Source organism: Thalassospira lucentensis (assembly GCF_001613805.1).
GTDB lineage: Bacteria > Pseudomonadota > Alphaproteobacteria > Rhodospirillales > Thalassospiraceae > Thalassospira > Thalassospira lucentensis_A.
Window position 1 is genome coordinate 40997 of sequence record NZ_LPVY01000001.1, and the last position, 25404, is coordinate 66400.

General features: G+C 55.4%; 20 protein-coding genes. 11 read left to right on the plus strand and 9 right to left on the minus strand.

Features of this window, described 5'->3' with window-relative positions; genetic code table 11:
- Positions 1 to 3: 3 nt before the first annotated feature.
- Positions 4 to 1050: a DMT family transporter gene (locus tag AUP42_RS00185; protein ID WP_062947751.1), complete on the minus strand. Its 1047-nt coding sequence runs from the start codon at positions 1048 to 1050 to the stop codon at positions 4 to 6.
- Between the two features lie 141 nt (positions 1051 to 1191).
- On the opposite strand from AUP42_RS00185, the gene AUP42_RS00190 reads away from it, so the two are divergent.
- Positions 1192 to 2097 (plus strand): LysR family transcriptional regulator, encoded by a 906-nt coding sequence (locus AUP42_RS00190; RefSeq protein ID WP_037992114.1) that lies wholly within the window; start codon positions 1192 to 1194, stop codon positions 2095 to 2097.
- A gap of 58 nt (positions 2098 to 2155) precedes the next feature.
- Here AUP42_RS00190 and mgrA read toward each other — a convergent pair whose 3' ends face one another.
- Together mgrA and AUP42_RS00200 are read right to left on the minus strand one after the other, a co-directional pair.
- Positions 2156 to 3211, minus strand: coding sequence for an L-glyceraldehyde 3-phosphate reductase (mgrA, locus tag AUP42_RS00195; RefSeq protein ID WP_062947753.1), 1056 nt, complete (start codon positions 3209 to 3211; stop codon positions 2156 to 2158).
- A 163-nt stretch (positions 3212 to 3374) separates the two neighbouring features.
- Positions 3375 to 5399: an aminopeptidase P family protein gene (locus AUP42_RS00200; protein ID WP_062947755.1), complete on the minus strand. Its 2025-nt coding sequence runs from the start codon at positions 5397 to 5399 to the stop codon at positions 3375 to 3377.
- A 275-nt stretch (positions 5400 to 5674) separates the two neighbouring features.
- On the opposite strand from AUP42_RS00200, the gene AUP42_RS00205 reads away from it, so the two are divergent.
- The gene (locus AUP42_RS00205) at positions 5675 to 5872 is read left to right on the plus strand and encodes a hypothetical protein (protein WP_142994591.1); all 198 of its coding nucleotides are present in this window, start codon (positions 5675 to 5677) and stop codon (positions 5870 to 5872) included.
- 106 nt (positions 5873 to 5978) lie between these two features.
- Here AUP42_RS00205 and AUP42_RS00210 read toward each other — a convergent pair whose 3' ends face one another.
- Both AUP42_RS00210 and AUP42_RS00215 read right to left on the minus strand, forming a co-directional pair.
- On the minus strand, positions 5979 to 7379 hold the full coding sequence (locus AUP42_RS00210) for a sensor histidine kinase (protein ID WP_062947759.1): 1401 nt from the start codon (positions 7377 to 7379) through the stop codon (positions 5979 to 5981).
- A 1-nt stretch (position 7380) separates the two neighbouring features.
- Positions 7381 to 8037, minus strand: coding sequence for a response regulator transcription factor (locus AUP42_RS00215; protein ID WP_062947761.1), 657 nt, complete (start codon positions 8035 to 8037; stop codon positions 7381 to 7383).
- Positions 8038 to 8206: 169 nt separating this feature from the next.
- On the opposite strand from AUP42_RS00215, the gene AUP42_RS00220 reads away from it, so the two are divergent.
- The 7 genes from AUP42_RS00220 (at position 8207) to AUP42_RS00250 (ending at position 14931) form a co-directional block, all read left to right on the plus strand.
- Positions 8207 to 8485 carry a PepSY domain-containing protein gene (locus AUP42_RS00220; RefSeq protein ID WP_062947763.1) on the plus strand — a complete coding sequence of 93 codons (279 nt, stop codon included), beginning with the start codon at positions 8207 to 8209 and terminating at the stop codon, positions 8483 to 8485.
- Positions 8486 to 8487: 2 nt separating this feature from the next.
- Positions 8488 to 9027, plus strand: coding sequence for a cytochrome b/b6 domain-containing protein (locus tag AUP42_RS00225; RefSeq protein ID WP_062947765.1), 540 nt, complete (start codon positions 8488 to 8490; stop codon positions 9025 to 9027).
- A gap of 132 nt (positions 9028 to 9159) precedes the next feature.
- Positions 9160 to 10833 (plus strand): phosphoethanolamine transferase, encoded by a 1674-nt coding sequence (locus AUP42_RS00230; RefSeq protein WP_062947767.1) that lies wholly within the window; start codon positions 9160 to 9162, stop codon positions 10831 to 10833.
- Entirely contained in the window at positions 10820 to 11779 is a 960-nt protein-coding gene (locus AUP42_RS00235; protein ID WP_062947769.1) for a diacylglycerol/lipid kinase family protein, read from the plus strand. The genes AUP42_RS00230 and AUP42_RS00235 overlap by 14 nt, the downstream gene beginning before the upstream one ends.
- Positions 11780 to 11873: 94 nt before the next feature.
- Positions 11874 to 12614 (plus strand): SDR family oxidoreductase, encoded by a 741-nt coding sequence (locus AUP42_RS00240; RefSeq protein ID WP_062947771.1) that lies wholly within the window; start codon positions 11874 to 11876, stop codon positions 12612 to 12614.
- A 78-nt stretch (positions 12615 to 12692) separates the two neighbouring features.
- The gene (locus tag AUP42_RS00245; RefSeq protein ID WP_082824617.1) at positions 12693 to 14048 is read left to right on the plus strand and encodes a DUF2252 family protein; all 1356 of its coding nucleotides are present in this window, start codon (positions 12693 to 12695) and stop codon (positions 14046 to 14048) included.
- 121 nt (positions 14049 to 14169) lie between these two features.
- Entirely contained in the window at positions 14170 to 14931 is a 762-nt protein-coding gene (locus tag AUP42_RS00250; RefSeq protein WP_062947775.1) for a sulfite exporter TauE/SafE family protein, read from the plus strand.
- On the opposite strand, the gene AUP42_RS00255 is transcribed toward AUP42_RS00250, so the two are convergent.
- Positions 14928 to 15809 carry a 50S ribosomal protein L11 methyltransferase gene (locus tag AUP42_RS00255; RefSeq protein ID WP_062947777.1) on the minus strand — a complete coding sequence of 294 codons (882 nt, stop codon included), beginning with the start codon at positions 15807 to 15809 and terminating at the stop codon, positions 14928 to 14930. The genes AUP42_RS00250 and AUP42_RS00255 overlap by 4 nt on opposite strands.
- A gap of 60 nt (positions 15810 to 15869) precedes the next feature.
- Positions 15870 to 18227 carry an ATP-dependent helicase gene (locus AUP42_RS00260; RefSeq protein ID WP_062947834.1) on the minus strand — a complete coding sequence of 786 codons (2358 nt, stop codon included), beginning with the start codon at positions 18225 to 18227 and terminating at the stop codon, positions 15870 to 15872.
- A 208-nt stretch (positions 18228 to 18435) separates the two neighbouring features.
- Here AUP42_RS00260 and AUP42_RS00265 point away from each other — a divergent pair, with 208 nt between their 5' ends.
- Positions 18436 to 19197, plus strand: coding sequence for an EF-hand domain-containing protein (locus AUP42_RS00265; RefSeq protein WP_062947779.1), 762 nt, complete (start codon positions 18436 to 18438; stop codon positions 19195 to 19197).
- Positions 19198 to 19303: 106 nt separating this feature from the next.
- Here the strand turns inward: AUP42_RS00265 and AUP42_RS00270 are convergent, their stop codons facing one another.
- Entirely contained in the window at positions 19304 to 21097 is a 1794-nt protein-coding gene (locus AUP42_RS00270; protein ID WP_062947781.1) for a chloride channel protein, read from the minus strand.
- A 326-nt stretch (positions 21098 to 21423) separates the two neighbouring features.
- Between AUP42_RS00270 and AUP42_RS00280 the strand changes: the two genes are divergently transcribed.
- Positions 21424 to 22668 (plus strand): multidrug effflux MFS transporter, encoded by a 1245-nt coding sequence (locus AUP42_RS00280; protein ID WP_062947785.1) that lies wholly within the window; start codon positions 21424 to 21426, stop codon positions 22666 to 22668.
- A 64-nt stretch (positions 22669 to 22732) separates the two neighbouring features.
- Here AUP42_RS00280 and metH read toward each other — a convergent pair whose 3' ends face one another.
- Positions 22733 to 25378, minus strand: coding sequence for a methionine synthase (metH, locus tag AUP42_RS00285; protein ID WP_062947788.1), 2646 nt, complete (start codon positions 25376 to 25378; stop codon positions 22733 to 22735).
- Positions 25379 to 25404: the final 26 nt, after the last annotated feature.

Genomic DNA, 25404 nt, shown 5'->3' on the forward strand with positions numbered 1-25404 from the left:
TGATCAGGCGCCTTTGCCCGGTGCATCCGCTGCCGGGCCGCGGTCGGTATCTGCCGCGTTGACGTCATCCGAACCACGACCGGTTGCCGAAAAGAACGGCCGGGCCAGCAACCGGCCAAGACCAGCCAGTGTGACGCCATTCTTGATCGACGCGACGCCGACAATAACCACAGCAAAGCCAAGCGCCTGCGGTGCCGTCAGCACCTCGCCCAGCAACAACCACGCGGCAAAGAATGTCATGGCAGGCCCCGAAAGCGAAATCAGTGCAGCCTGTGTCGCCCCGATCCGCCGGATGCCTTCATAAAGCAGGAAGAACGGGATCACGGTGCAAAAGATCGAAATGCCCGCCGTCCACAAAACCCCGTCAACATTCAGGTTCAACGGCTTGGTCACAACCAGCTCATAGAGGATCATCGATATACCGGCCATGGTATTGACCAGAGCCGCAAAATGCATCGACCCAATGACCGAAATCATCCGCTGCCCGAAATAAAGGTAACAGGCGTAAGTCAGGGCGGATGCAAACGCGAGCGACGCCCCCAGCCAAAGCTGATCTGAAACGGCACCGATCCCGTTGGGGGCGAGAACAAGTACCAACCCGACATAAGTAACCGCAAAGCAGACAAACTGGCGCAAGGGAGGAAGCCGCCACTTATGCAGGCATTCAAGGATCAGGACGATGGCCGGGAATGTGAAAAGCACGATCCGCGAAACGGTGACATCAATCACCGACACGGCGGTAAAATCAAACAGGGCAGCGGCAAAGAACAGCCCGCCATAAAGCGCGCCCCAGAGAATATCGACCGGCTTCATCGTACGTTCGCCCGGCCGGTGTTTGCCAAACAGATAAACACCGATCCAGAAAAACGGCATCGCGATCAGAAAACGCAACAGCAGCAAACCATCCACCGTCATGCCGGTGGCATAAACGTATTTCGCCAACAGCCCCTTCATTGCGAATGCCACAGTCGACAGCAATACAAGGGTCAGGGCCGAACCCGATGGCTTTGCCACGGATTTGGCATCTGCTGGCGCGGATGGTTTTGTCATTATTGTCTCCGGTCTCTCTCGACCTTAACTATCTGCCGCGCATAGCCATTATTCAATTCGAATTAAATGTTATCAGATATCAGGATTTGCTATATCTAACAAAACATCCGCCGGTTCATATTCCTTTTGGATTGCAGATAAATGGACATCAAACAGCTTCGAAGCTTTGTTCACATTGCCGAACTTGGCAGCCTGTCGCGCGCGGCCGACCGGCTGAACCTGTCGCAGCCAGCTCTTAGCCGGCAGCTTAACCTTCTGGAAGAAGCACTTGATACCCGCCTGCTGGAGCGGACCGGGCGCGGGGTCAAACTGACCGAAGCCGGTCAGATGCTGGCCGAACGGGCACGGGTTATTCTGGGTGATCTGGCGCGCCTCGAAGCCGACCTGTCAGCCCGACGCAGCAAGGTGACCGGCCATGTTCATGTCGGGGTGCCGCCCAGTGCCGGGATCGTCATTACCGGTGCGCTGGTCGAAGCATTGCGCGAACGCTATCCCGATCTGAACATCTCGATTGCCGAGGATCTGACAGGTGATGTGCAAGAAGGATTGCTATCAGGGCGTCTTGATATCGGCATCCTGCATGATGGCATGATATCGCGCAGCCTGCATGCCGAACCATTATGGCGCGAAGACCTGTTTCTGATATCCCATCCGTCGCGCGTCGGCGAAGGCGAAACCGAAATTGCCTATGAAGATGTTCTGGCATTGCCATTGATCATGCCAACCCCGAAACACGGTCTGCGCGCCAAGATGCAGGAAGCCGCATTTCGTGCCGGTCGCCCCCTGACCCCGGTGGTCGAAGCGGACGCATTACGGGTTCTGGTCGATCTGGTCCATCGTGATCTCGGGCATACGGTTTTGCCGCGAAGCTCATTGGTGATGGAACTATCGACCGGGCGGCTCAAGGCACGGCGGATCGTCAATCCGCAATTGTCGCGCAAGGTGATGCTGTCCTGGCTTCAGGACCGCCCGCTCAGTACCGGGGCCAAGGCCGTGCTTGATACATTGCGCGATCTGGCGGGCACCATGCCGATGGCTGATAACTGAAAAACAAAACCCCGGCACGACAAACGTACCGGGGTTTGCTGTAAGGGCTTTGAAGCGATCAGACCGGGGCTTCGGAATCAGATGATTTCTGCCACAGGTTCAGGCCACCATCGGTCGCGTATTTGTCGATTTCAGCCAGTTCTTCGGCACTGAATTGAAGATTTTTCAGGGCATCGAGGCTGTTATCAAGCTGTTCGACATGACGCGCCCCAATCAGGGCTGATGTGATTTCCGGGCGACGCAGAACCCATGCAATCGCCATCTGTGCCAGTGTCTGACCACGGCGTTTGGCGATTTCGTTCAGGGCGCGCACACGGTTCAGGTTGTCTTCGGACAACATGCCGGACTGGAACGACCCTTCAAGGGCGGCACGGGAATTTTCCGGCACACCGTTGAGGTATTTGTTGGTCAGAAGCCCCTGCGCAAGCGGCGAAAACGCAATGCAGCCAATGCCAAGCTCGGACAGAGTATCAAGCAGCCCTTCGGTTTCGACCCAGCGGTTCAGCATCGAATAGGATGGCTGGTGAATGACGCAGGGCGTGCCCAGATCGGACAGGATCGCCTGCGCCTTGCGGGTCATTTCGGCGGAATAGGACGAAATGCCGACATAAAGCGCCTTGCCCGAACGCACGATCTGATCCAGTGCCCCCATGGTTTCGGCAAGCGGCGTATTCGGATCAACACGGTGCGAATAAAAGATATCAACATAATCAAGCCCCATCCGCGACAGGCTTTGATCCAGACTTGAAATCAGATATTTACGCGAACCCCATTCGCCATACGGCCCCGGCCACATGCGGTAACCCGCCTTGGTCGAAATCACCAGTTCGTCGCGATGGGATTTAAGGTCCTTTGCCAGCACCTTGCCAAAGTTTTCCTCGGCCGATCCGGGGGGCGGACCATAGTTGTTGGCAAGATCGAAGTGGATGACACCGCGATCAAAGGCGCGCCGAATCATGGCACGCTGCGTCTCAAAAACGTCAACACCGCCAAAATTCTGCCAAAGGCCCAGCGTGATCTGCGGCAGCATCAGGCCGCTTTTGCCCGACCGGTTATAGGTTGCATTGTCGTAACGTGCGGGATTGGCATTCCAGCCTTCTTCCACTGACGCCATTTATTCCTCCTGCTTATTTTCTTTTGGGGTCATGCCCGCAATTGAATCGATCCAATGTTTTATTCATAAGGCAAAAAGACCGCGCTGTCAGGCGTGTTAACATGAAAAAACCGCCCCGATATGTCGGGACGGTTTTGCATTGCGCCTTGCCTGAAGACCGAACTTACGCCACGCGTTTCTTGATTGGTGCCGTTGCCTTTTGCAGCCATTCAAGAAGATCTTCGTCAAGATCGTCGGTATACATGGCATAGACCTGTGCGTGGTAATCGTTCAGCCACTGCAATTCATCCTTGGTCATCAGTTCCGGATCAATCAGTTTGCGTTCAATCGGCGAGAAGGTCAGCGTTTCAAAGCCCAGCATCGGGCGATCCGCCCCGACCGGACCATCGACTTCAACAACCGCAATCAGGTTTTCAATCCGGATGCCATATTCGCCTTCCTTGTAGAAACCCGGCTCGTTAGACAGGATCATGCCCGGTTTAAGCGCGATCTTGTTCGGGGCCTTGGAAATCCGCTGCGGACCTTCGTGAACGCCAAGGTAACTGCCAACGCCATGCCCGGTGCCATGGTCGAAATCAAGCCCGGCTTCCCAAAGCGGCGCACGGGCAAGGGTATCAAGCTGCTGCCCGGTGGTGCCGACCGGGAAAATCGCGCGCGCAAGTGCGATATGCCCCTTCAGCACACGGGTGAAACGATCCCGATGTTCCTGGGTCGGTTGCCCGATCACGGTTGTACGGGTGATATCGGTGGTCCCGTCCAGATACTGCCCGCCACTATCGATCAGGAAAATTTCGCCCGGTGACAATTTCCGATTGGTTTCGGGGGTATTGCGATAGTGGCAAAGCGCGCCATTCGGACCGCTGCCCGGGATGGTTTCAAAACTCGTATCGCGAAACATGGGGTCTTCGGCACGAAGTGCGAGAAGTTTGTCCGCAGCCATACGTTCATCAATACTGCCATCGGCTGCAGCTTCTTCAAGCCACGCAAAATAACGAATGATCTTTTCGCCGTCGCGCTTATGTGCCTTGCGCGATCCTTCAAGTTCGACCTCGTTCTTGCAGGCCTTGGGCAACGCCACCGGGTCACGGCCGATCCGCATCGTCGCACCGGCATCGGAAAGCTTCATGCGCAGCCAGTCGGATGCGGTTGCCTCGTCCAGACGGACCGACTGATTACCCAACGCACCAAGGGCTTCTTCCAGTTCGCCGGGTTGGCGGATGGTCGCATCATTTTCAAGCCATTTGACGGTTTCAGCCGGAAATTTGCGTTCATCCATAAACAGATCAACCGATGCATCACCATTGATGATGGCATATCCCAGCGGCAGCGGAATATGGGGCACATCGCCCCCCCGGATATTCAGAAGCCATGCGATGCTGTCAGGGGCCGAAATCACCGCACTGTCGCATTCCAGTTTTTCAAGCATTTCGGCAATCTGTTTGCGTTTTTCCGCATTTGATTTACCGGCATGTTCCAAAAGATGTGGGCGCACGGGCGCAACCGGCATGGCGGGCTGTTTATGCCAGAGAACATCAATCGGATTGGGCTCGATTGCGACCAGTTCGGCACCAACACCCTCGCACGCACCGCGCAGATGTTCGGCCTGCTGAACAGTATGCAGGTGCGGGTCATAGGCCAGCTTCTGGCCCGATTTCAGATTATCATGAATCCAGCCGACAACCGGTTCATCGACCAGATGACGATATTCGTAAATGTCGCGGTTGACCTGCTGGCGGACCTGAATGGTGTAACGGCCATCGACAAACACGGCGGCCTTGTCGGCAAGCACCACCGCCGCCCCGGCCGACCCGGTAAAGCCGGTCAGCCACGCCAGACGTTCGGCACAGGCCGGAACATATTCGCCCTGATGTTCATCTGATCGCGGAACGACGAAACCATCGACACCCTTGGCGGCAAGATATTTGCGAAGCGCTTCGATCCGGGCCGCCGCATCATAGCCATCCTTGGCATACAGAAATTCCGATTTGCGTTCATCACGCAATGTCAGCAGGGCCGATTTCAGATCATCGCCAAGCTTGCCACCGACCAGATCAAGCCAGTCGGTTCGCGTATCGCCATTGGCACTGGCAATCACACCGTCAATCAAATCGACAACGGCAGTGACGTCCTTGTTAACGCCGTCACGTTCAAGCATGGCAGCAAGTTGGGTATCGCCGGGAAGGGTCATCAAAATCCTCGTTTCTGTGCGTGGGGCAGCATCCGACCAAAGCTATCTAAGGGTTTTCGCCGATCACTTGCAAGATGGAATGCCAGAAAACGTGGCAGGACACGCCAACCGGACGACCGGTAAACTACACCGGCGTCACGCCTATACCACCACATGCATGATGGGTATGAAAGCCCTGCAAGCTTCGCAATACAAATTAAGAGATGTTTAATCTATTACAGGCGCGTGACAAAAAGATGGCCCGTCGGGACGTCAATTTGCAGGAGACCAAAACGGTGATCCGTTTTCCAATTACTGTCCAGAACGTTGTTCAATCGCGTCGTCGTCAGACGGCCTATGACGGTCTAGAGCGCCTCACCCTTACGGAACGAGCCGCGCTCGGCCTTGATACAGGCCCTGCCCTTCTGGCAGACGATGCTGAAAGCCATCATCGGGGTCAGACCCTTTCGATGGAAGCAACGGACAGGGAATAGGGATCAATCCCGCCCGCGAAGGTCTTTGATGCCATTGGACGAAGCGCAGGATCGAAGGTTCACGATCCTTGCGGTCTTTTTTGTCTTTCCCTCTGAGACGGCCCTGCTACTCCACGGCAGGGCCGTTTCTTTTTCCAGGTAGCTTCAAGCGAGCTATAAATCCGTCCGTCATGCACGGGCGTGGCGAGATAAGTTCCAATTGCCCACCAGCCTGTTCAATGATCGCCGAAACAATTGACAAGCCCAGCCCCGAACTTTCGGGATGTTTGCCATGACGTTCAAACCGATGAGTCAGGCGGACTAGAATATAGTCGGGTACAGTCCGCCCGGCATTCTCCACAATCAATGTATCCGGACCTTCGACGCGCAGAGAGACAGCCTGATCGGCATCACCATGCATCAATGCATTTTCAAGAAGATTGCCGACACAGATACCAAAGGCATCCGGGTCAATTGCCGCCACCAGCGAGGTCCCGTTGCGCATCACATCAATGCGATCCCCGAACCGGTTGCTGCGCCGGATATCTTCAACCACCATATCCACAATCGCATCAAGATCATGGTGTTGATCACTTTTACCAATCCCAGCCTCTGCACGCGACCATTGCAATAGTTTTTCCGATAAACGCCGCAAACGTCCAAGCGACTGTTCGACCCTTTTTGCCCGTTCACGGTGAATGTCATCCGGTGCCATTTCTGACAGCAATTGCTGTGTCTGTGCCAACGCACTTGCAATCGGGGTACGCAACTCATGTGCGCTGTTGGATGCAAAGGAACGTTCAGCATTCAATGCAGATTTCAAGCGCACCAGAAGCGTATTGACCGCGCCGCCAATCCGGGCAAGCTCAACCGGAATATGCTTGATCGCAATCGGGTCAAGATTACCACTGCCGCGCAGATCAATTTCATCATGAAGGCGGGCAACTGGCCCCAGACCTGCACGGACACTCAGCCAAATTGCCACGATGATTGCAGGCACCAGAACAATTACCGGCAACAGAACCGCCACCGCACTTTCAAAGGTTGCCTCCCGCCGATGCGCCAATGGCTCGGCAACCTGCAAGAACAACGTGCCGCTAATGGCCGCCTCGGTATAGTAACGAAACATCTCGTCCTGCCAAAATCCCGGCTCAAGCGGGGCTGCAAAGGCAACCTGACCCGCATCGTGCGTCTGTAACAGGACCTCGCCCAGAGCGTTTCGCATCTGATAGAGAAGATATTCCCCGCTATCATCAGGTCCGTCGTCTTCGCCGTCGTCCTGATCGTGATCAAGCAACGCGGGCAATTCGGTCATCCCGCTGCCATTCGGTCTGTTCATGATGAATTCGACTGCAAGCGGAAGATTACGTCGCGCTGTTTCCTGCAAGCCACTATCGAAGGCTTCGCCAAGTTCCTCGTCGATGACTACTGCTGCTAATCCCGCAGCGACCAACCATAGCGTCACGACACAAAGTGTCACCCGCCCGACAATCCGCGCAGTCAGGCTGCTGCTGAAAAAACCTGCCATCCTACCCCTCAAGCCGATAACCGACGCCGCGCAAAGTCCTGATCAGGGTTCCACCGATCTTTTTGCGCAGCCTGCTGACATATACCTCAACCGTGTTGCTTTCAATTTCAGCACCAAATTCATAAAGCGCGTCTTCAAGCTGGCGTTTGGACAGGGTTGCGCCGGGACGGCGGACAAACTGATCAAGCAGTGCCCATTCCCGCGCTGTCAAATCAACGGTCTGTCCCGCCCGGAAAACGCTTCTTGCTGCCAGATCAATTTCGAGTTCGCCAATCTGGATCAGTGGATTGGGATTACCCGAATAACGCCGTGCAACCGCCGCCAGTCTTGCTGTCATTTCGTCAAGGTCAAAAGGCTTTACCAGATAGTCATCCGCCCCGGCATTAAGCCCGTCAATCCTATCGGTAATCTGATCCTGCGCCGTCAGAATAATACAAGGGGTCGCATCACCCCGCCTGCGTAATGATCGCAACATGTCGATGCCATGCCCATCCGGTAAATTGAGATCAAGCAGTAAAATATCGTACGGCGTACCGATTATTGCGGTGGATGCATCGCCAACGGTTTGCACCCAGTCAATCGCATGCCCGGCCGCAATCAAGTGGTCGCGAAGTGCAGCGCCCAGTGCTTCTTCGTCTTCAATCAGCAAAAGCCTCATGCACTTCTCCGTCACGAAATCCAGTGGGTACACAACCCCATAAGTCAGATTAACGCAGTTTCCTGACAACAGCCTGAAGGCATTTTTCCGGCGTGTTCAGGTTGCTGTCAGGTTGGCCCTTCAGATTGCCTGCAGACGCAGTTTTCCACATCCCGCCCGGAGACACACGATGAAAAACGCAACCACGCTGGCGACCGCCTTTGCAACTCTTCTGGTCGCATCAACCATAGCCGCATCCGCAAACGAGGAACGCTGCAAGGCGCCGATGGACCAATGGCAGCCACGTGAAACTCTTCAGCAGAAGCTCGAGGCCGAAGGCTGGAAAATCAAGAACATCAAAACCGAAGACAATTGTTATGAGGTTTACGCCATTACACAGGATGGCAAGCGCGTTGAAATCTATTTTGATCCTCAAACCCTTGATCAGATTAAACCACGGAAGGACTGATCATGGTTGCTACCGTAAAAGTGTGGGACCCACTGGTCCGAGTATTTCACTGGGGGCTTGTGGCATGCTTTGCCGTGGCGTGGATTTCGGCCGACACATGGGACGACATGCACGAGGTCAGTGGTTATATCGCCGCTGCCCTGATCGCATTTCGTCTTTTGTGGGGGCTTATCGGTCCCCACTACGCCCGTTTCACGCAGTTCCTGCGCCGTCCCACAGAAGTTGTCACTTATCTGTCCGATATCCTGAAGGGTCGGGAAAGACGCTATATCGGGCACAACCCGGCCGGGGCTGCAATGATCCTTGTGCTTTTGCTGTTCATGACGGGTACGGCTCTGACCGGCTGGCTTTATACCACCAGTATGTTCTGGGGTTCGGACTGGGTCGAGGAAATCCATGAATTTCTTGCCAATAGCCTGCTTGTGCTAGTTGGCCTGCACGTTGCCGGGGTTGTTCTGGCCAGTATCCGTCATCAGGAAAGTCTGGTGCGCGCAATGGTGTCGGGTCGCAAACGCCGACCTGCCGGTAATGACGTCAACTGATCAAAATCATCTCCCAATACCCTTCACTGCGAAGATTTTTTTGCCGGATCAGCCAACCATCTGATTCGGCCAGCGTCTTAATCTTTCCGGCAATCCGTTTCGCCTTTCTCTCCTGTTCAGGGCAGTTAACCAATGCATTTTCCAGTCTTCCGACGCCTGCCAGATTTGCAGCATATTGACTACCGCGCCGTACTTTTCGCGTTGGCCCTTTATTTTTGTGTTGCCTTTAACTGGACTGTACTGGGTGATTTTTACAGCATCCTTGGCGCACTTGATGCTTATGATCCAATTTTTGCCGCAACAGCCCCCTTGGTTATTTTCCTTGGCTTGATCCTTGTTTTCATACCGTTCTCTTTCAAACCGGTTCTTAAACCATTTTTTACGGTTCTGATTCTGACATCCGCGCCAGTTACTTATGGCATGGTTCGATACGGCATCGTGTTTGATCGTGACATGATCCGGAACTTTGCCGAAACCAATGCTGCTGAAGCCTTTTCCTATCTGACACCAATGGCTGTGTTCTGGTTTGTCATGACCGGCTTGTTGCCTGCTATCCTTCTGGTATTGACGCCGGTTCGCTATGCAACGTCTTTCTATCGCGGGATCGGCCAGCGGATCGTAATGACCGCAATTATCATCCTGTGTATCGGCACAATAGCCGCCGGATATTTCAAGGATTACGCATCCGTCGGACGTAATAACAAAATCCTTGGTAAGGAAATTGTCCCGATAAGCTACATCACCGGAACAATTCGCTATGTCAAAGGCGTATATCGCGACCGGTCTATTCCGTTTCGCACAATTGGCAATGACGCCCGCCTTGTCCGGAAGACGGATAAGCCGACCCTGATGTTTCTGGTCATCGGTGAAACCGGGCGAGCGGCAAGTCTGGCTGCAAACGGCTATGACCGACCGACGACGCCCTTCACCGAAAAACTTGGCACTGTCATCGCGTTTCAGAATGTCCGGTCCTGTGGCACTGCAACTGCAATTTCCGTACCTTGCATGTTCTCGCAAATGTCACGTTCCAATTATGATGAAAGTGTCGCGCGTAATAGTGAAAACCTGCTCGACGTCATAGCCAAGGCTGGGATTCCGGTCCTTTGGATGGAGAACGACGGTGGTTGTAAAGGGGTTTGCGACCGCGTTCCCACCGTCGAGATATCAACGGATGATTTCCCCGACCTTTGTCAGAATGGCACATGCCATGACGAAGCTTTTCTTGAAAAGATTGATCAAGAAATCCTGGATATGGGCAAAGGCGACAAGCTGATTGTCATGCATCTGATCGGCAGTCACGGGCCAACCTATTTTGAACGTTACCCTGAAAACTTTCGCCAGTTCACCCCGGATTGCCCCCGCAAGGACATTGAAAACTGTACACAGCAGGAACTGGTCAACACTTATGACAATACCATCCGCTATACCGACTTCGTGATATCACAGATGATTGAAAAACTGACGGAATACGACGACGCATACAATCCGGCGTTGCTGTATCTTTCCGATCATGGGGAGTCTCTCGGCGAAAGCGGGTTATACCTGCACGGTGCCCCTTATATCTTTGCCCCCGAAGAACAAACCCATATTCCGATGATGGCGTGGATGTCCGCTGCCTTTGCCAGCACCCGGCATATTGACCGTGACTGTATCAATACAATTTCCAAGGAAAACAGCTATTCCCAAGATAATCTGTTTTCAACGGTTCTTGGATTGATGCAGGTTGAAACGAGCATTTACGATCAAAAGTCCGATATTTTTGCATCCTGCGAAAACGGCAAGGATCTTGTCCATGCGGATCGGTAACACGAACAAAGTTGCAGATATTTCGGCATATTCGTCAGTCGTATCAAACATTGCTATCCCCAAAGTCACAGTAATATTCAATCCCTGCGCCGGAAGAGCAAATCGCAAATATCTGTTAGAGATATTTAGCTGGCTCCCCGGCAATATCACGCTGATTGAAACGCAACATCCTGGCCACGCCCGCGAAATCGCGTTCCGGATACCTTCAACAACCCGACTGTTTGTTGCCGGTGGTGATGGTACGATCAACGAAGTGCTGAACGGTTTGGTCGATGCCCGCATAATCGGGCGGAACATTCCGCCGCTTGGCATTATTCCGATGGGAACTGCCAATGTGCTGGCCATCGAAATCGGAATGGATTTTCGCACCGAGGCTATTGCAGACTACGTGCAGAACGGCGTTGAAGCGGATATATTTCCGGGTATGGCAAACGGTCGGGCATTCATGCTGATGGCCGGCGTGGGCGCAGATGCCCAAACAGTCGCAGACATATCGCCTCGTCTCAAACGATGGATCGGAAAAGGTGCCTATGTCTGGCAAGGATTGATCACGACATTGCGCGGAAACCAACCGGCTTTTACGATCACTGCCAACGGCCAGACAACTCATGCCACCGGCGTCATTGCCACACATGCAGCCCATTACGCCGGAAAGTATATCCTAGCCCCCGATGCAAGTCTGCGACACCACAACCTTGATATCATTATCCTTTCCGCAACTGGACGCATCGCAAAATTGCGCTATGCGTTGGCTCTGCTTTGCAGCCGTTTATCCCAAAGCAAAGACGTAAGGGTCATCAAAACAAAAGAAATTATAATCTGTTCTTCGGCCCCTAACGCCGCTTTACAAATTGATGGCGAAGCATGGGGGCGACTTCCGTGCCATGTTTGTCTATCAGATCACGCGATCAGGCTGATCATGCCATTAGGGTCGGCAACGGCCTAAGTAAGGTCGCAGTACAAATTGCAGGTTTCTTTTTGACCAGAGCGTAAAAGCCGCGCCATAGTATCGCCCGACGTTGATTTTCGGGGAAACATCCATGACAAAAACCGTTCTGATCACCGGTGGATCACGCGGCATTGGCCGTGCCACCGCCATTCTGTGTGCGCAAAACGACTGGAACGTCGCCATCAGCTATCTCGGCAATAAGGAAAGTGCCGATGAAACCTGTGCGCTGTGCGAACGGGCCGGACGAACCGGCAATGTTTTCGCCCAGAAATGCGACGTGAAATACGAACAGGACGTCTTGGACCTGTTTCAGGCAACGCTTGACCGGTTCGGCACAATCGATGCGGTTGTCAATAATGCCGGGATCGTCGCCCCCAAAAGCGATCTGGCGGATATGAGCATCGAACGGATGAAGTCGGTGTTTGATACCAATGTGCTGGGGGCCTATATCGTGGCCCGCGAAGCTGCACGCGCCCTGTCACATGCGGGCGGTTCAATCGTCAATGTATCCTCGATGGCCTCCAAACTGGGATCACCGGGCGAATATGTTGATTATGCCGGGTCCAAGGGCGCGATTGATACCCTGACGATCGGACTTTCCAAGGAACTTGGCCCCAGAGGCATTCGTGTCAATGCCGTGCGGCCAGGCATTATTGATACCGATATCCACGGCAGTGTCGGCCGACCGGAACGGGTTGCCGAACTTGGCCCGTTCTGCCCGCTGGGACGGGCGGGCAAGGCAAACGAGGTCGCCAATCTGATCTACTGGCTGCTCTCAGATGATGCGTCCTATGTCACCGGGGCGCTGGTTGACGTGGCTGGCGGGCGATAACATGATCCGTGGCAGGATTTGACTGCGATGATCCTGTCCGGCACTCTGCACCCTGCATTGAGCGGAAAGGAAGCCGAGATGAGCATCGTCAGCGCCAGCCGAAACAATCTGATTGCACGTGAACTCAAACGTGTCGATGGCCGCACCCCGCGTGCAAGGACCAAGCTTGCCAAACATCAGAAAATGGCTGCCAATCCGTTCCGGTTCCTGCGGGGTGCCGCCCAGATGTTTTATGGCGACCTGAAATCCGGTCGTATCGTCCTGCCCGAAAGTCTGACGGACAAACGGCTGATTACCGCCATCATGGGCGATTGCCATCTGGTGAATTTCGGGCTTCTGACCGAAGACGGGTCACATGGCGACGATGTGATTTTCTGCCCCAATGATTTCGACGATGCCTGTTTCGGGCTGGCAAGCTGGGATCTGGCGCGGTTCTGTACCAGCCTGTTTCTGGCCTGCGACTATGTCGACGGACTAACGAATGACGATTACGACAGTGACGAAATGAATGATCTGTCTGGTCTTGAAGCGGCCAGCCAGAAGGACGCGAAAAAGGCCGCGGACGCATTCCTGAAAAGCTACCGGAAAACCCTGGAAAAGATCGTTTCCGACCCGGATCACCGCCGCAGTGCTGTTTTGAAATTCTCCAAGGGCCATATCCTCGAGGCTGCGCGCGACAAGGCGTTGAAGCGCGCCGCAGGGGGCAAGAAGTTCGAAACCAAAAGCGCACTTGGCAAGGCGGTCGAACTGACCGATGGCACATTGCGGTTCCGCGACCTTCCGGAACGTTACAAGCGTCTTGATGCGGCCACCATGTCGGAAATCAGACGCGTTTTCCGTCCCTATGTCGATGACAGCATCCTTGATATCGTTCTTCGCGTCGGGGCGGGCACCGGATCGGTCAATATGGACCGGTTTTATCTTCTGGTCGGGCCCGATGAGGTCGACGGGCCGGAAGATTTGCCGCTATGTCATATCGTCGAAATCAAGCAACAGCGTGAAGCCGCCCCGATCCATCATTTCCCCGATATCAGCCCGAATAACCGCCTGAACCCGGCGCATCTTTCGGTCGACTGCCAGCGGGTGATGCAGCGCCGCCCCGACCTTGTGCTTGATGAAGTCGTCTGGCGCGATGACCACTGGCTGGTGCGATCCCGCCACCATGCACGGGTCGGTCTTGATCCCGAGGATATCTGCCTTGCCACAAAGAACCCGGGCAAGGCGCTTAAACAATATGCCAGATCATGCGGCTCCGCGCTGGCACTGGCGCATGCGCGCGGCGACATCCGGTCCACCCGGTTCGAGGAAACCATGATCAGGGCGCTTGATCGCGATGCGGAAGGACTTGTTGCCGCAGCAGAAGGCTATGCCGATCAAACCATGTGCGATTGCCTTGCCCTGCAAAAAATGGTGATGCCGCCCCTTCTGAGTTAGCAAATGTCTTGCGGCATTTATGCATGGCGGACATTCTGCCAGCCGCGCATTTGCCGATATCAAAAACGCGGCCTGTCGATACAATTCCGGCGTTGTGTTCTTGATGGAGCAACGCACATAAATGGACGACTTTTTCTGGTGGATCGTTCTGATCGGCTTTGCCGCACAGCTTGTTGATGGTGCGCTTGGCATGGCCTATGGCCTGACATCGACATCGCTTCTGATCAGTATCGGCCTGCCCCCGGCACAAGCCAGTGCCACAGTGCACGCCGCCGAGGTTTTCACCACCGCCGTTTCCGGCACATCACACCATTTCGCGCGCAATGTTGACTGGAAAATGGTCAGGACACTGGCGATTGCAGGTTCCATCGGCGGGGCTGCCGGGGCGGCGTTGCTGTCATCGGGGATCGGCGAATATCTTGCGCCGTTTGTCGCCCTTTACCTAAGCGCGCTGGGCGTTCTGGTCATTGCCAAGGCAGTGCGCAAGGTACAACCGCCTGCGGCCATGCGCGGGCTTGCCCCGCTTGGTCTGGTTGGCGGGTTCCTCGACGCGGTGGGCGGCGGCGGATGGGGACCGATCGTATCAAGCACGCTGGTCTATCGTGGCCATGCCGAACCGCACCGGATGCTGGGCACCTCGGCGGCATCGGAATTTTTCGTGACAGTGATGATCACCGTGACCTTTGCCGGGCATTTCGGACTGGAAAGTTTCGGGATGGCGGCACTGGCACTGGTGATCGGCGGCGTACCCGCCGCACCGCTTGCCGCCGTGCTTGTCCGCATCATACCGCGCAAACCCCTGATGATCGCGGTCGGATTGCTGATCGTGATCCTTGGCGGGTTCGGGATTTACCGGTTTGTCAGTGCGTTGCTGGTGGCTTAGCCAACCACCAGCGTCGTCCATTCCTCGACCGGGAAACGCTTGACCAGTGACAGGCCGACATCGCGGTAGGCCGACAGGACAAACTGTTCCTGATGGGACAGAAGCCCCGACAGAACCACATAGCCACCTTCGGCCAGCGTACCGCGCAGGTCGCGTGCCATATGGCGCAACGGGCGGGCAAGGATATTGGCACACACAATGTCGTAATAACCGGCATTGCGGATGCGCACGTCGCTAAAGCCGTTGGAATGGATCGCGGTGACCAGATCGGTGATCTTGTTGATCCGGGCATTTTCACGGGCAACGCGCACCGATGCGGCATCAATATCGGCCATCATCACCGGGCAACGCCATGTTTTGGCACATGCCATGCCCAGAATGCCGGACCCGCATCCCATATCAAGCGCATTGTAACGGTACGAATGTTTGGCGATCCAGTCGATTGCCGCGAGGCAACCCTTGGTCGTCTGGTGTTCACCAGAACCGAATGCCAGACCGGCATCGACCTGCAAACCGGTTTTGGCCACCGGAATACCGTCTTCCCAGTGCGAGCCATGGACATAGAACCGGCCAACCGAAATCGGCTTGAAGCTGCGCAGATTGTCGCTGACCCAGTCTTTGGGCTCGTAGGTGCCAAACTCGACCACCGGCACGTCAACACCGACCGCAGACGCCATCAATGATACGGCGGTTTCAACCGCGGTCTTGTCAAGATGATCGCCCGAAAAGCCTTCGACCTTCCAGGGTGCAGTCGGATCGCCCGGCCGTTCGAAATGCGACAGGGCATCGCAATGCTCATACAACGCCTCGGCAAAGGCCGGGGCATATTTGCCATCAACCTCGAAGGTGAAATTATAGCAACGAACGGTTTCGGTCATATCGCTTCTCGCAAGATTGCGGCGGCCGTTTGACCGCACCAGAAATAATGTCCGGGCGGCTTAACCCGGCAGGATGAAACTGTCGACCACTTTCTTTGTGCCGACACCCTCGAAATGGATTTCAAGTTTGTTGCCATCGACCGCCTTGACGGTACCGGGGCCGAATTTGCGATGACGTACTGCATCGCCGACTTTGTATTTCGATGATTTCGAACTGGTGGTGTAGCTGGTTTCACCATCCGGCTTTACATCAATCACGTTTTTGCGCACCCGGTCCTGCCATCCCGCGCTGGCAAACCGGCGTTCACCCGTCCCGCCATAGGGGTTATAGCTTTCCGCCGGTTTGTTATCCGCCCAGCTTGGCATTTTCATCCAGTCGTCGGCCCCCCATGCACCGGGCGATACATTGCCACGATGATTGCCAAGGCCGGTGTCGCTGATGCGTTCGACATGCTCGTCGGGCAATTCATCGACAAAGCGCGACGGCAGGGCCGATTGCCACTGGTTATAAATCCGCCGGTTGGCGGCATAGGAAACCGTGGCACGTTTGCGCGCACGGGTGATGCCGACATAGGCCAGACGGCGTTCTTCCTCCAGGCCCTTCACCCCGCTTTCATCCATGGCACGCTGATGGGGGAAAACACCTTCTTCCCAGCCGGGCAGGAAGACATAGTCAAATTCAAGCCCCTTGGCCGCATGCAGGGTCATGATGGTGACTTTTTCCTGATCGGCATTCTGTTCGTTTTCCATCACCAGCGACACATGTTCAAGGAAGCTGGTCAGGTTTTCAAACTCGCCAATCGCAGATACCAGTTCTTTGAGGTTCTCCAGACGGCCGGGCGCATCAATTTCCTTCGATGTGCGCCACATATCGGTATAGCCGCTTTCATCAAGAACCGTCTCAAGCACCGCCACATGCGATGTGGTTTCAAGCATCTCGCGCCAGCGTTTGAAATCGCCCAGCAACCCGCCAATCGCCTGACGCATTTTGGGTTTGAGTTCCTCGGTCCCGATCAGATCAAGCGCCGCCGCCGGAAGCGAAACCGCCTGATCACGCGAATATTGATGCAGGGTTTGCAGGGTGGCCTTTCCCACCCCGCGCTTGGGCACATTGACGATGCGTTCAAACGCAAGGCTGTCATCGGGTTGGGCGACCATGCGGATATAAGCCAGCGCATCGCGGATTTCCTGACGTTCATAGAAACGCGGTCCGCCAACAACCCGGTACGGGATGCCCAGCGTGATCAGCCGTTCCTCGAACTCGCGGGTCTGGAACCCGGCACGGACAAGGATCGCCATATGGGATGCGCCAATACCCTTGCTTTGCAGGGCTTCGATATCCTCGCCAACAAGTCGCGCCTCGGCCTCGCCATCCCATACACCTTTGACAAAGACCTTTTCGCCGGTATCAAGTTCGGTCCAAAGCTCCTTGCCCAGACGACCATCGTTAAAGGTGATCAGCTTGGACGCAGCGGCCAGAATATGCGGCGTGGAACGATAATTCTGTTCCAGTCGGACGACCTTGGCACCGGGGAAATCGGACTCGAAGCGCAGGATATTGCCGACCTCGGCCCCACGCCAGCTATAGATCGCCTGATCATCATCACCGACACAGCAGATATTGCGATGAACCATCGCCAGCGCGCGCAGCCACAGATACTGCGCCACGTTGGTATCCTGATATTCATCGACCAGAACATAGCGGAAGGTTTCCTGATAACGGCGCAGGATTTCCGGATGCTTCTGGAACAGGGTCAGGCAATGCAGCAAAAGATCGCCAAAATCGGCCGCATTCAGAACCGCCAGACGTTCCTGATAGATTTTATAAAGGTACTTGGCCCCGCCATTGGCGAACTCGACACTTTCATTGACCCGTTCGGGTGAAAGTCCCTTGTCCTTCCAGCGCTGGATGATCCCCATCAGTTGCTTGGCCGGCCATTTTTTCTGATCGATCTGTTCGGCATCCATGATCTGCTTAAGCAGGCGGACCTGATCATCGCTATCAAGGATCGTGAAGTTTGATTGCAACCCGACCAGTTCGGCATGGCGGCGCAGCAGGCGGGCGGCCAGCGAGTGGAAAGTCCCCAGCCACCATCCTTCAACCGGACGGCCCAGCGCATGGGCGACACGTTCCTGCATTTCCTTGGCCGCACGATTGGTAAAGGTCACGGCAAGAATTTGCTGCGGATGCAGGCGCTCAGTCTGTCCCTTGGTTTCCAGAAGATGGGCAAGACGGGTCGTCAGAACGCGCGTTTTCCCCGTTCCGGCACCTGCCAGCACCAGCAACGGACCATCAAGCGTTTCGACCGCTTCGCGTTGCTCGGCATTCAGATTGGCAAGGTAATCCGGTGCGGGTGCGTCCTGAAGGCGCATTTCCGGGCTTGCGGCGAATTCATCGATTTCAAAGGGATCATCCATCATGTCGGGATATATAACATGCTCTGCAAACGGGGCCAGTATTGGCATTCAATCAAGTGGCGATATCGGGTTGCTTATTGTGCAACAAATCGGGAACGTCGACCAATTTTTTCCCTGAAAATATTTTTTCCGCCTGCTTTTCTGCGCCAGTTTTTCCTGCGCCTCGCGTGAACAGTCATAACGACAATCACCACGCAAGGAGCCCCCGATGAGCGGCATCAACAGTCTGAGTGCCAGTCTTGCGCAAATATTTAGCCAAACACAGTCGACCGGTAGCAGCCAGTCTACCGAAAGCAGTAGCGGTGTAGAAGGCATCGGTGCCTTCGCCCTTACCAGCACGCAAAGCACCGCCTCGACACAGGCGGTCGACGCGGTTTCGGAAATCACCAGCAGCGGACAGGGCAGCGTTGATCAGCTTTCCGATCAGATCAAAGCCATGTTGCTGGAAATGCAGGAAAGCACCGATACATCGGCCTCCGATGGCGCTTTTGACGCGCAGCAACTGTTTGATGACCTTGACACCGATGATGACGGCACCCTGACCAAGGATGAATTCCTGGCAGGCAAACCCGACGATGTCAGCGATGAAATGGCTGAAAACCTGTGGTCGATGATGGCAGGTAGCGAAGCCGAAAGCATTTCCCAAGACGATTACCTGACAAGCATGGCACCCCCACCCGGTGCGACAACAACCACGGCAACTGCGGACGAGAGCACGGGTAGCTCATCGGGCGGTGACAGTGCCGCAACAGCCGATACCGAAAATTACGACCCGCTTGATACCAACGAAGACGGCATTGTCAGCCTTGCCGAACTGATGGCCGCCGCCCCGGCGGACGAAACCCCATCTGCCAGCAGCCTGCCCGACACCAACAGCCAGACCAGCAGCACAGGCGATGACGCCACAACCACCGTCGGCAATGGCGCAACACCGTTCGATAACCGCCTGATGGCACAGTTGATGGCATAATTGACCATGTAACACCGGGTTTCTTCGACGAAGCGAGAGCCCCAACCTGCCGCCGGCCACGATATCAAACCGGCGGCATTTTTTTGCCTGCCACGTTCGGGAAAGCCTAGAACAGCTTGGGCGGCGCATCGCCGCGTTCTTCGCTTTGCAGTTCCAGAAGCGCGTTGTTATAGGCCATCATCGCGTCCTTTTCGTGGACGAAACCGACCATAAGACGTTCTTCCTCGTTATTGATCACCGGCAGGTGTTCCTCGCCGGTCTGTTCCATCAGACGCACGGCCTTCTCGATGCTGTCAGTACGCAGCAGAACCGGCGGCTTGGATCGGGCGACCTGCCCTGCGGTGACTTCTTCGCCCATTTCCGGATCAAACGCCGCATGGCGCAAATCGGCCAGTGTAATCGTGCCGTGCAACCGGCCATCATCATCAATCACGAACAGTTCGGAATAGGGCGCATTGATCAGCTTTTCGCGAATGGACGGCATCCCGTCGCCAAGCGGCACGGTCTGATATTCCGCCTTCATGATGTCGGCGACCTTCATCATGCGCAGCAAATTCATTTCCCGGCCCCACCGGGTCGAAAGCCCCCGGCATTTAAGCTGCCAGGCAAAGAACGATCCGCCCTGGAACTGGTCCATCACAATTGATGCAATCACCGATGCCACCATCACCGCAATGGTCAGGGCATAGTCGCCGGTCAGTTCAAAGATGATCAGGGTCGTTGAAATCGGCGCGCCCAGCATGGCCGCCGCCACCGCCCCCATGCCGACCAGTGTATAGGCTCCGTACCCCGATGACAGATCGGGGAAAATCGCCGTTGCCGTCACCCCGAATGCCCCGCCCAGCATCGCACCAAGGAAAAGGGCCGGACTGAAAATCCCGCCCGCAAAGCCCATGCCGATGCAGATCGCGACCATTGCGGCCTTCACGATCAGAAGCTGTACAAGAAATGACCAGCCATACGCCCCGTAAAGCGCATCATTCATCGCACCATAACCAACGCCGACAATCTGCGGGAACTTGATCGCAACAATACCGATCACAAGCCCCGCCACGGCGGGCCGCAACCAGCCCGGAATTTTCGATGCCTTGGCCGCCATTTGCACCACCGGGATGGCACGCGTTACGCAAATCGCGGTGATCCCCGCCGCAATCCCCAAAAGCGCAAAGGCCGGAAATTCCAGAAACGACTGGATTTCATTGGCCGGCAACAGAAAGGCAATGTCGCTGCCGAAATAAAGCCGGGTGATGATCGTACCGGTCACCGAGGCCAGAACAATCGGTGCAAATGCGGTCAGGGCATAATGGCCAAGGGCAACCTCGTGGGCAAACAGCGCGCCCGCCAGCGGCGCATTAAAAGACGCCGCAACCGCGGATGCCACGCCGCATCCAAGCAGGGTGCGCGCCGTGCTGCGCCGCAGATGAAGAATACGCGCCAGCCACGCCCCGAACGACGCCCCCATATGGACAACCGGCCCCTCGCGGCCAAGCGACGCACCGGTTCCCAGCGACACCGCGCTGATAAATACCGATTTGATCCCACAGCGTGACGACATGCGTGCATCATGAAACAGGGCCGCATCAACCACATCGGCCACCCCGTGGGTACGCCGTTCGGGCAAAAACCGGTAAATGAAAACCCCGACAAACAACCCGCCCAGTGTCGGCACCATGATCAAATGCCACGCCGGAAGATGCGCAAGATATTCATGGACCGCTTCCTCCCCCGAACCAAAGGTCAGCAACTGCACAAACAGGATGCCTTCACGAAACAGGATGGTCCCGCCCCCGGCCATCGCGCCGACCACAAGTGCTAGGATCGACAGCACAAGCTGCTCGCTTTTGACGATACGTCGCAATTGCCCAAGCAACTGGTTGGATTTGAAAAGCTTTTCGGCCATATCGGGTTACCGGCGGGAACGGGTGAAACAGGAAGCTGTCATATGATCACAAGGTGTTGCGAATAAAAGGTAAAGGTCGGCAAATCCAGTGATATTTGCCAATAGCTGCCCCTTGCCCGATGCAGATGATGACCGCAGGTTACCTCAAATGCATTGCCCAGGCCGGTCAGGTTCGGGCCAAGTCGATGACGCGACAGTGCTTTTTTCAGAAAACCATCATTGATCTTCGAACGGGAAATAACGCATGCTTGACGTCATACAGGTTTCCGAAGCCTGCGGGACTTTCCCCGAATAACAATAAATTCCTTTTTCAGGACTTCCGATAAATGACTGAAAGTCAAAAATCGGGCGCCACCATCGCCCGTCCACTTCCGGGTTTTGTCGAATTCGTTGTGTTAATGGCAATCACGATTGGTCTGGTTGCGCTTTCGATCGACAATCTTTTACCCGCATTTGGTCCGATCGCCCTGGATTACGGCATCGAAGACGGCAACCGCATGCAGTTGCTGATCTATGTTTTCATGATTGCCTTTGGCCTGATGCAGATTGTCTATGGACCGCTGGCTGACAGTTTCGGCCGCAAACGCGTTTTGATGCTGGGTCTTTTCATTTATGCCATCGGGACCGTCATGGCGATTTTTGCCGACAGTTATGATCACCTTCTGGTCGCGCGTTTCGTTCAGGGGCTTGGCGCAGCGGCCCCGCGCGTTTTGACAATCGCGATCACGCGTGACTGTTTCGAAGGCCGCGAAATGGCGCGTGTCATGTCGTTCGTGATGATGATCTTTATCATCGTGCCGGTCTTTGCCCCCGCATCGGGCAGCCTGATCCTTGCACTTGCCAACTGGCACATGATTTTCGTCAGCACCCTTGTGCTGGCGATCATTATTGCCGTCTGGTACAGCCTGCGGATGCCCGAAACGCTAAATCCCGAATACCGGCATAAACTGTCACTCAGCCGGATTGCGCGCGATATCAAAACCACCATCACCACCCGCCAGACGCTGGGTTATGCAACGGCGATGGGGCTGATGTTTGCCTGTCTGATGGCCTATATCGGATCGGCCCAGCAGATTTTCGAAACCGAGGTTTACGGCCTTGGCGTCTGGTTCCCGCTGGTGTTCGGGATGATCGCCGCCTGCATGAGCGTTTCATCCTTCGTCAATGCCCGCCTTGTCCGCAAGATCGGCATGCACAAACTGTCGCAGGGTGGGCTTCTTGTGATGGCAATCAGCAGCCTGATCAATCTGGGCATCGCCTTTGCCTTTGACGGTGCCCCGCCGCTTCCGGTGTTTGGTGTGGGTCTTACGGTCACACTGTTCTGCTTTTCCATGACCATGCCAAACTTCAATTCGCTGGCGATGGAACCGGTTGGCCGGATTGCCGGCACCGCATCCTCGATGATCGGGGTTTACAGCACCCTGATCGGTGTTGTCGCGGGCGGGATCATCGGCCAGCTATTCAATGGCACGGTTATCCCGCTGATTGGCGGCTATCTGGCTCTTGCCGTGCTGGCCATCGTGATTGTCGGCATTACCGAACGCGGAAAGTTTTTCCACGCGACGCACTGATGACCGATCAAATGTAAAAAAAGCCCCGCAGCCGGAAAGCTGCGGGGCTTTTTGTTTGATACGATCACGCCTGACGGGGATCGTAATTCAGGTTCGGCGCCAGCCAGCGTTCTGCCTCGGCCAAAGTCATGCCCTTGCGTTCGGCATAGCTTTCGACCTGATCGCGTTCGATCTTGCCAAGGCCGAAATATTTGGCTTCGGGATGGGCGAAATAGAACCCGCTGACTGAGGATGCCGGGGTCATGGCACAGCTTTCGGTCAGTTTGACACCGACATTCTTTTCGGCATCCAGCAACTGCCACAGCGTACGCTTTTCCGTATGTTCCGGGCAGGCCGGATATCCCGGTGCCGGACGAATACCGCGATAATTTTCGGCAATCAGTTCGGCATTCGGCAGGTCCTCATCCGCGGCATAGCCCCAAAGCTCCTTACGCACCTTTTCATGCATGCGTTCGGCAAAGGCCTCGGCAAAGCGGTCGCCAAGGGCCTTGACCAGAATGGCGTTGTAATCGTCATGCTCGGCTTCAAGCTTTTTGGCGATTTCTTCGACTTCCGGCCCGGCGGTGACGACGAAGCCACCGATATAGTCGGTCTTACCGGATTCCTTTGGCGCGATATAATCGGCAAGGGCGCGGTTCGGGCGTGAATTGTTTTCACGGAACATCTGCTGGCGAAGCGTGCGCAGCATTACCGGTTCATTCTGATCGGGTGCGGGGGTGACTTCGATATCGTCACCCACCGAATTGGCCGGCCAGATACCGACAACCGCACAGGGCTTGAACCATTTTTCATCGACAATGCGTTTGAGCATCGCCTTGGCGTCTTCGTAAAGACCACGTGCGGTTTCACCGACCTTCTCGTCCTGCAGAATGTCCGGGAAACGGCCATGCAGTTCCCAGGTTTCAAAGAACGGCTTCCAGTCGAACCGTTCAACCAGTTCCGCCAGATCAAAGGTTTCAAACCGGGTAATGCCCGGTTTGGCCGGTGCGGGAACATCATAGGCGTCCCAGTCAAGCTGCACCTTGTTGGCGCGCGCGTCCGCAATGGCAAAACGTTTTTTCTGCAATTGCTGGGCGGCGTGTTTTTCCGCCATCGCGATATATTCCGCCCGGATTTCCGCAGCAAACCGTTCCCGGTGGGTCTCAGACACAAGCTGGCTTGCGACACCCACCGCACGCGATGCGTCAATCACGTAAACCACCGACTTGTTATAGTTCGGGGCGATCTTGACCGCGGTATGGACCTTGGACGTGGTTGCTCCACCGATCAGAAGCGGGATGTTGAGCCCCTCTCGTTCCATTTCGGCCGCGACATAGGTCATTTCCTCAAGCGACGGCGTGATCAGGCCCGAAAGACCGATCATGTCGACCTTTTCGGCCTTGGCGGTTTCGATGATTTTCTGGGTCGGCACCATCACGCCAAGGTCAAGGACCTCGAAATTATTACATTGCAGGACCACGCCCACGATGTTCTTGCCGATGTCATGGACATCGCCCTTGACCGTCGCCAGCAGGATTTTGCCGTTGGTTTCGCGCACGCCATCCTTTTCCGCCTCGATGAACGGGATCAGGTAAGCCACGGCCTTTTTCATCACGCGCGCGGATTTGACCACCTGCGGCAGGAACATCTTGCCCGCACCAAACAGGTCACCGACCACATTCATGCCGTCCATCAACGGCCCCTCGATAACGTGAAGGGGTTTTTCGGCCTGCTGGCGGGCTTCTTCGGTGTCTTCTTCGACGAACTCGGCAATGCCGTTGACCAGCGCATGGGCCAGTCGTTCATTGACCGGCTTTTTGCGCCATTCCAGATCGACTTTCTTCTCCGGCCCGCCGGTGCCCTTGTATTTTTCGGCAATTTCCAGCAGGCGGTCGGTCGCATCCGGGCGACGGTTCAGGATGACGTCTTCAACCCGTTCACGCAGTTCAAGCGGGATTTCCTCATAGACGACAAGCTGGCCGGCATTGACGATGCCCATATCCATGCCGGCCTGCGTTGCATAATACAGGAACACGGAATGCATCGCTTCACGGACCGGATTGTTCCCCCTAAACGAGAAGGAAACGTTGGAAACACCGCCGGAAATCTTGGCGTATGGCAGGCGTTCCTTGATCAGTTTGCAGGCTTCGATGAAATCGACGGCATAATTGTCGTGTTCCTCGATCCCGGTCGCGACCGCAAAGATGTTCGGATCGAAAATGATGTCTTCGGGCGGGAATCCGACCTTGTCGACCAGCACGCGATAGCTGCGTTCGCAAATCTCGATCTTGCGGGTAACCGTATCGGCCTGCCCTTTTTCATCAAAGGCCATCACGACGACGGCGGCCCCATAACGGCGCAGAAGACGTGCCTGCTTGATAAAGGGTTCCTCGCCTTCTTTCAGGCTGATGGAGTTGACGATACCCTTGCCCTGAAGACATTTCAGACCGGCTTCGATCACGTTCCATTTGGAGCTGTCGATCATGATCGGCACACGGGCAATATCGGGTTCAGCCGCCAGAAGATTGACGAATTTGACCATCGCCGTTTCGGCATCCAGCATTGCATCATCCATATTGATATCGATGATCTGCGCGCCGTTTTCGACCTGCTGACGGGCAACCTCAAGGGCTGCGTCGTAATTTTCCTCGACGATCAGGTTTTTGAACTTGATCGATCCTGCGACGTTCGTGCGCTCGCCGATATTGATGAATCTTGAAATGTCACTCATGGGTCTGTTCGATCTCTTTTTTCAGC

Coding starts and splice junctions, on each gene's coding strand:
- AUP42_RS00270 (WP_062947781.1), bottom strand. CDS start 21,097: ATGGCCGAAAAGCTTTTCAAATCCAACCAGTTGCTTGGGCAATTGCGA.
- AUP42_RS00240 (WP_062947771.1), top strand. CDS start 11,874: ATGACAAAAACCGTTCTGATCACCGGTGGATCACGCGGCATTGGCCGT.
- AUP42_RS00235 (WP_062947769.1), top strand. CDS start 10,820: ATGCGGATCGGTAACACGAACAAAGTTGCAGATATTTCGGCATATTCG.
- mgrA (WP_062947753.1), bottom strand. CDS start 3,211: ATGGCGTCAGTGGAAGAAGGCTGGAATGCCAATCCCGCACGTTACGAC.
- AUP42_RS00245 (WP_082824617.1), top strand. CDS start 12,693: ATGAGCATCGTCAGCGCCAGCCGAAACAATCTGATTGCACGTGAACTC.
- AUP42_RS00190 (WP_037992114.1), top strand. CDS start 1,192: ATGGACATCAAACAGCTTCGAAGCTTTGTTCACATTGCCGAACTTGGC.
- AUP42_RS00280 (WP_062947785.1), top strand. CDS start 21,424: ATGACTGAAAGTCAAAAATCGGGCGCCACCATCGCCCGTCCACTTCCG.
- AUP42_RS00265 (WP_062947779.1), top strand. CDS start 18,436: ATGAGCGGCATCAACAGTCTGAGTGCCAGTCTTGCGCAAATATTTAGC.
- AUP42_RS00260 (WP_062947834.1), bottom strand. CDS start 18,227: ATGGATGATCCCTTTGAAATCGATGAATTCGCCGCAAGCCCGGAAATG.
- AUP42_RS00185 (WP_062947751.1), bottom strand. CDS start 1,050: ATGACAAAACCATCCGCGCCAGCAGATGCCAAATCCGTGGCAAAGCCA.
- AUP42_RS00215 (WP_062947761.1), bottom strand. CDS start 8,037: ATGAGGCTTTTGCTGATTGAAGACGAAGAAGCACTGGGCGCTGCACTT.
- metH (WP_062947788.1), bottom strand. CDS start 25,378: ATGAGTGACATTTCAAGATTCATCAATATCGGCGAGCGCACGAACGTC.
- AUP42_RS00250 (WP_062947775.1), top strand. CDS start 14,170: ATGGACGACTTTTTCTGGTGGATCGTTCTGATCGGCTTTGCCGCACAG.
- AUP42_RS00210 (WP_062947759.1), bottom strand. CDS start 7,379: ATGGCAGGTTTTTTCAGCAGCAGCCTGACTGCGCGGATTGTCGGGCGG.
- AUP42_RS00220 (WP_062947763.1), top strand. CDS start 8,207: ATGAAAAACGCAACCACGCTGGCGACCGCCTTTGCAACTCTTCTGGTC.
- AUP42_RS00225 (WP_062947765.1), top strand. CDS start 8,488: ATGGTTGCTACCGTAAAAGTGTGGGACCCACTGGTCCGAGTATTTCAC.
- AUP42_RS00200 (WP_062947755.1), bottom strand. CDS start 5,399: ATGACCCTTCCCGGCGATACCCAACTTGCTGCCATGCTTGAACGTGAC.
- AUP42_RS00230 (WP_062947767.1), top strand. CDS start 9,160: ATGCATTTTCCAGTCTTCCGACGCCTGCCAGATTTGCAGCATATTGAC.
- AUP42_RS00255 (WP_062947777.1), bottom strand. CDS start 15,809: ATGACCGAAACCGTTCGTTGCTATAATTTCACCTTCGAGGTTGATGGC.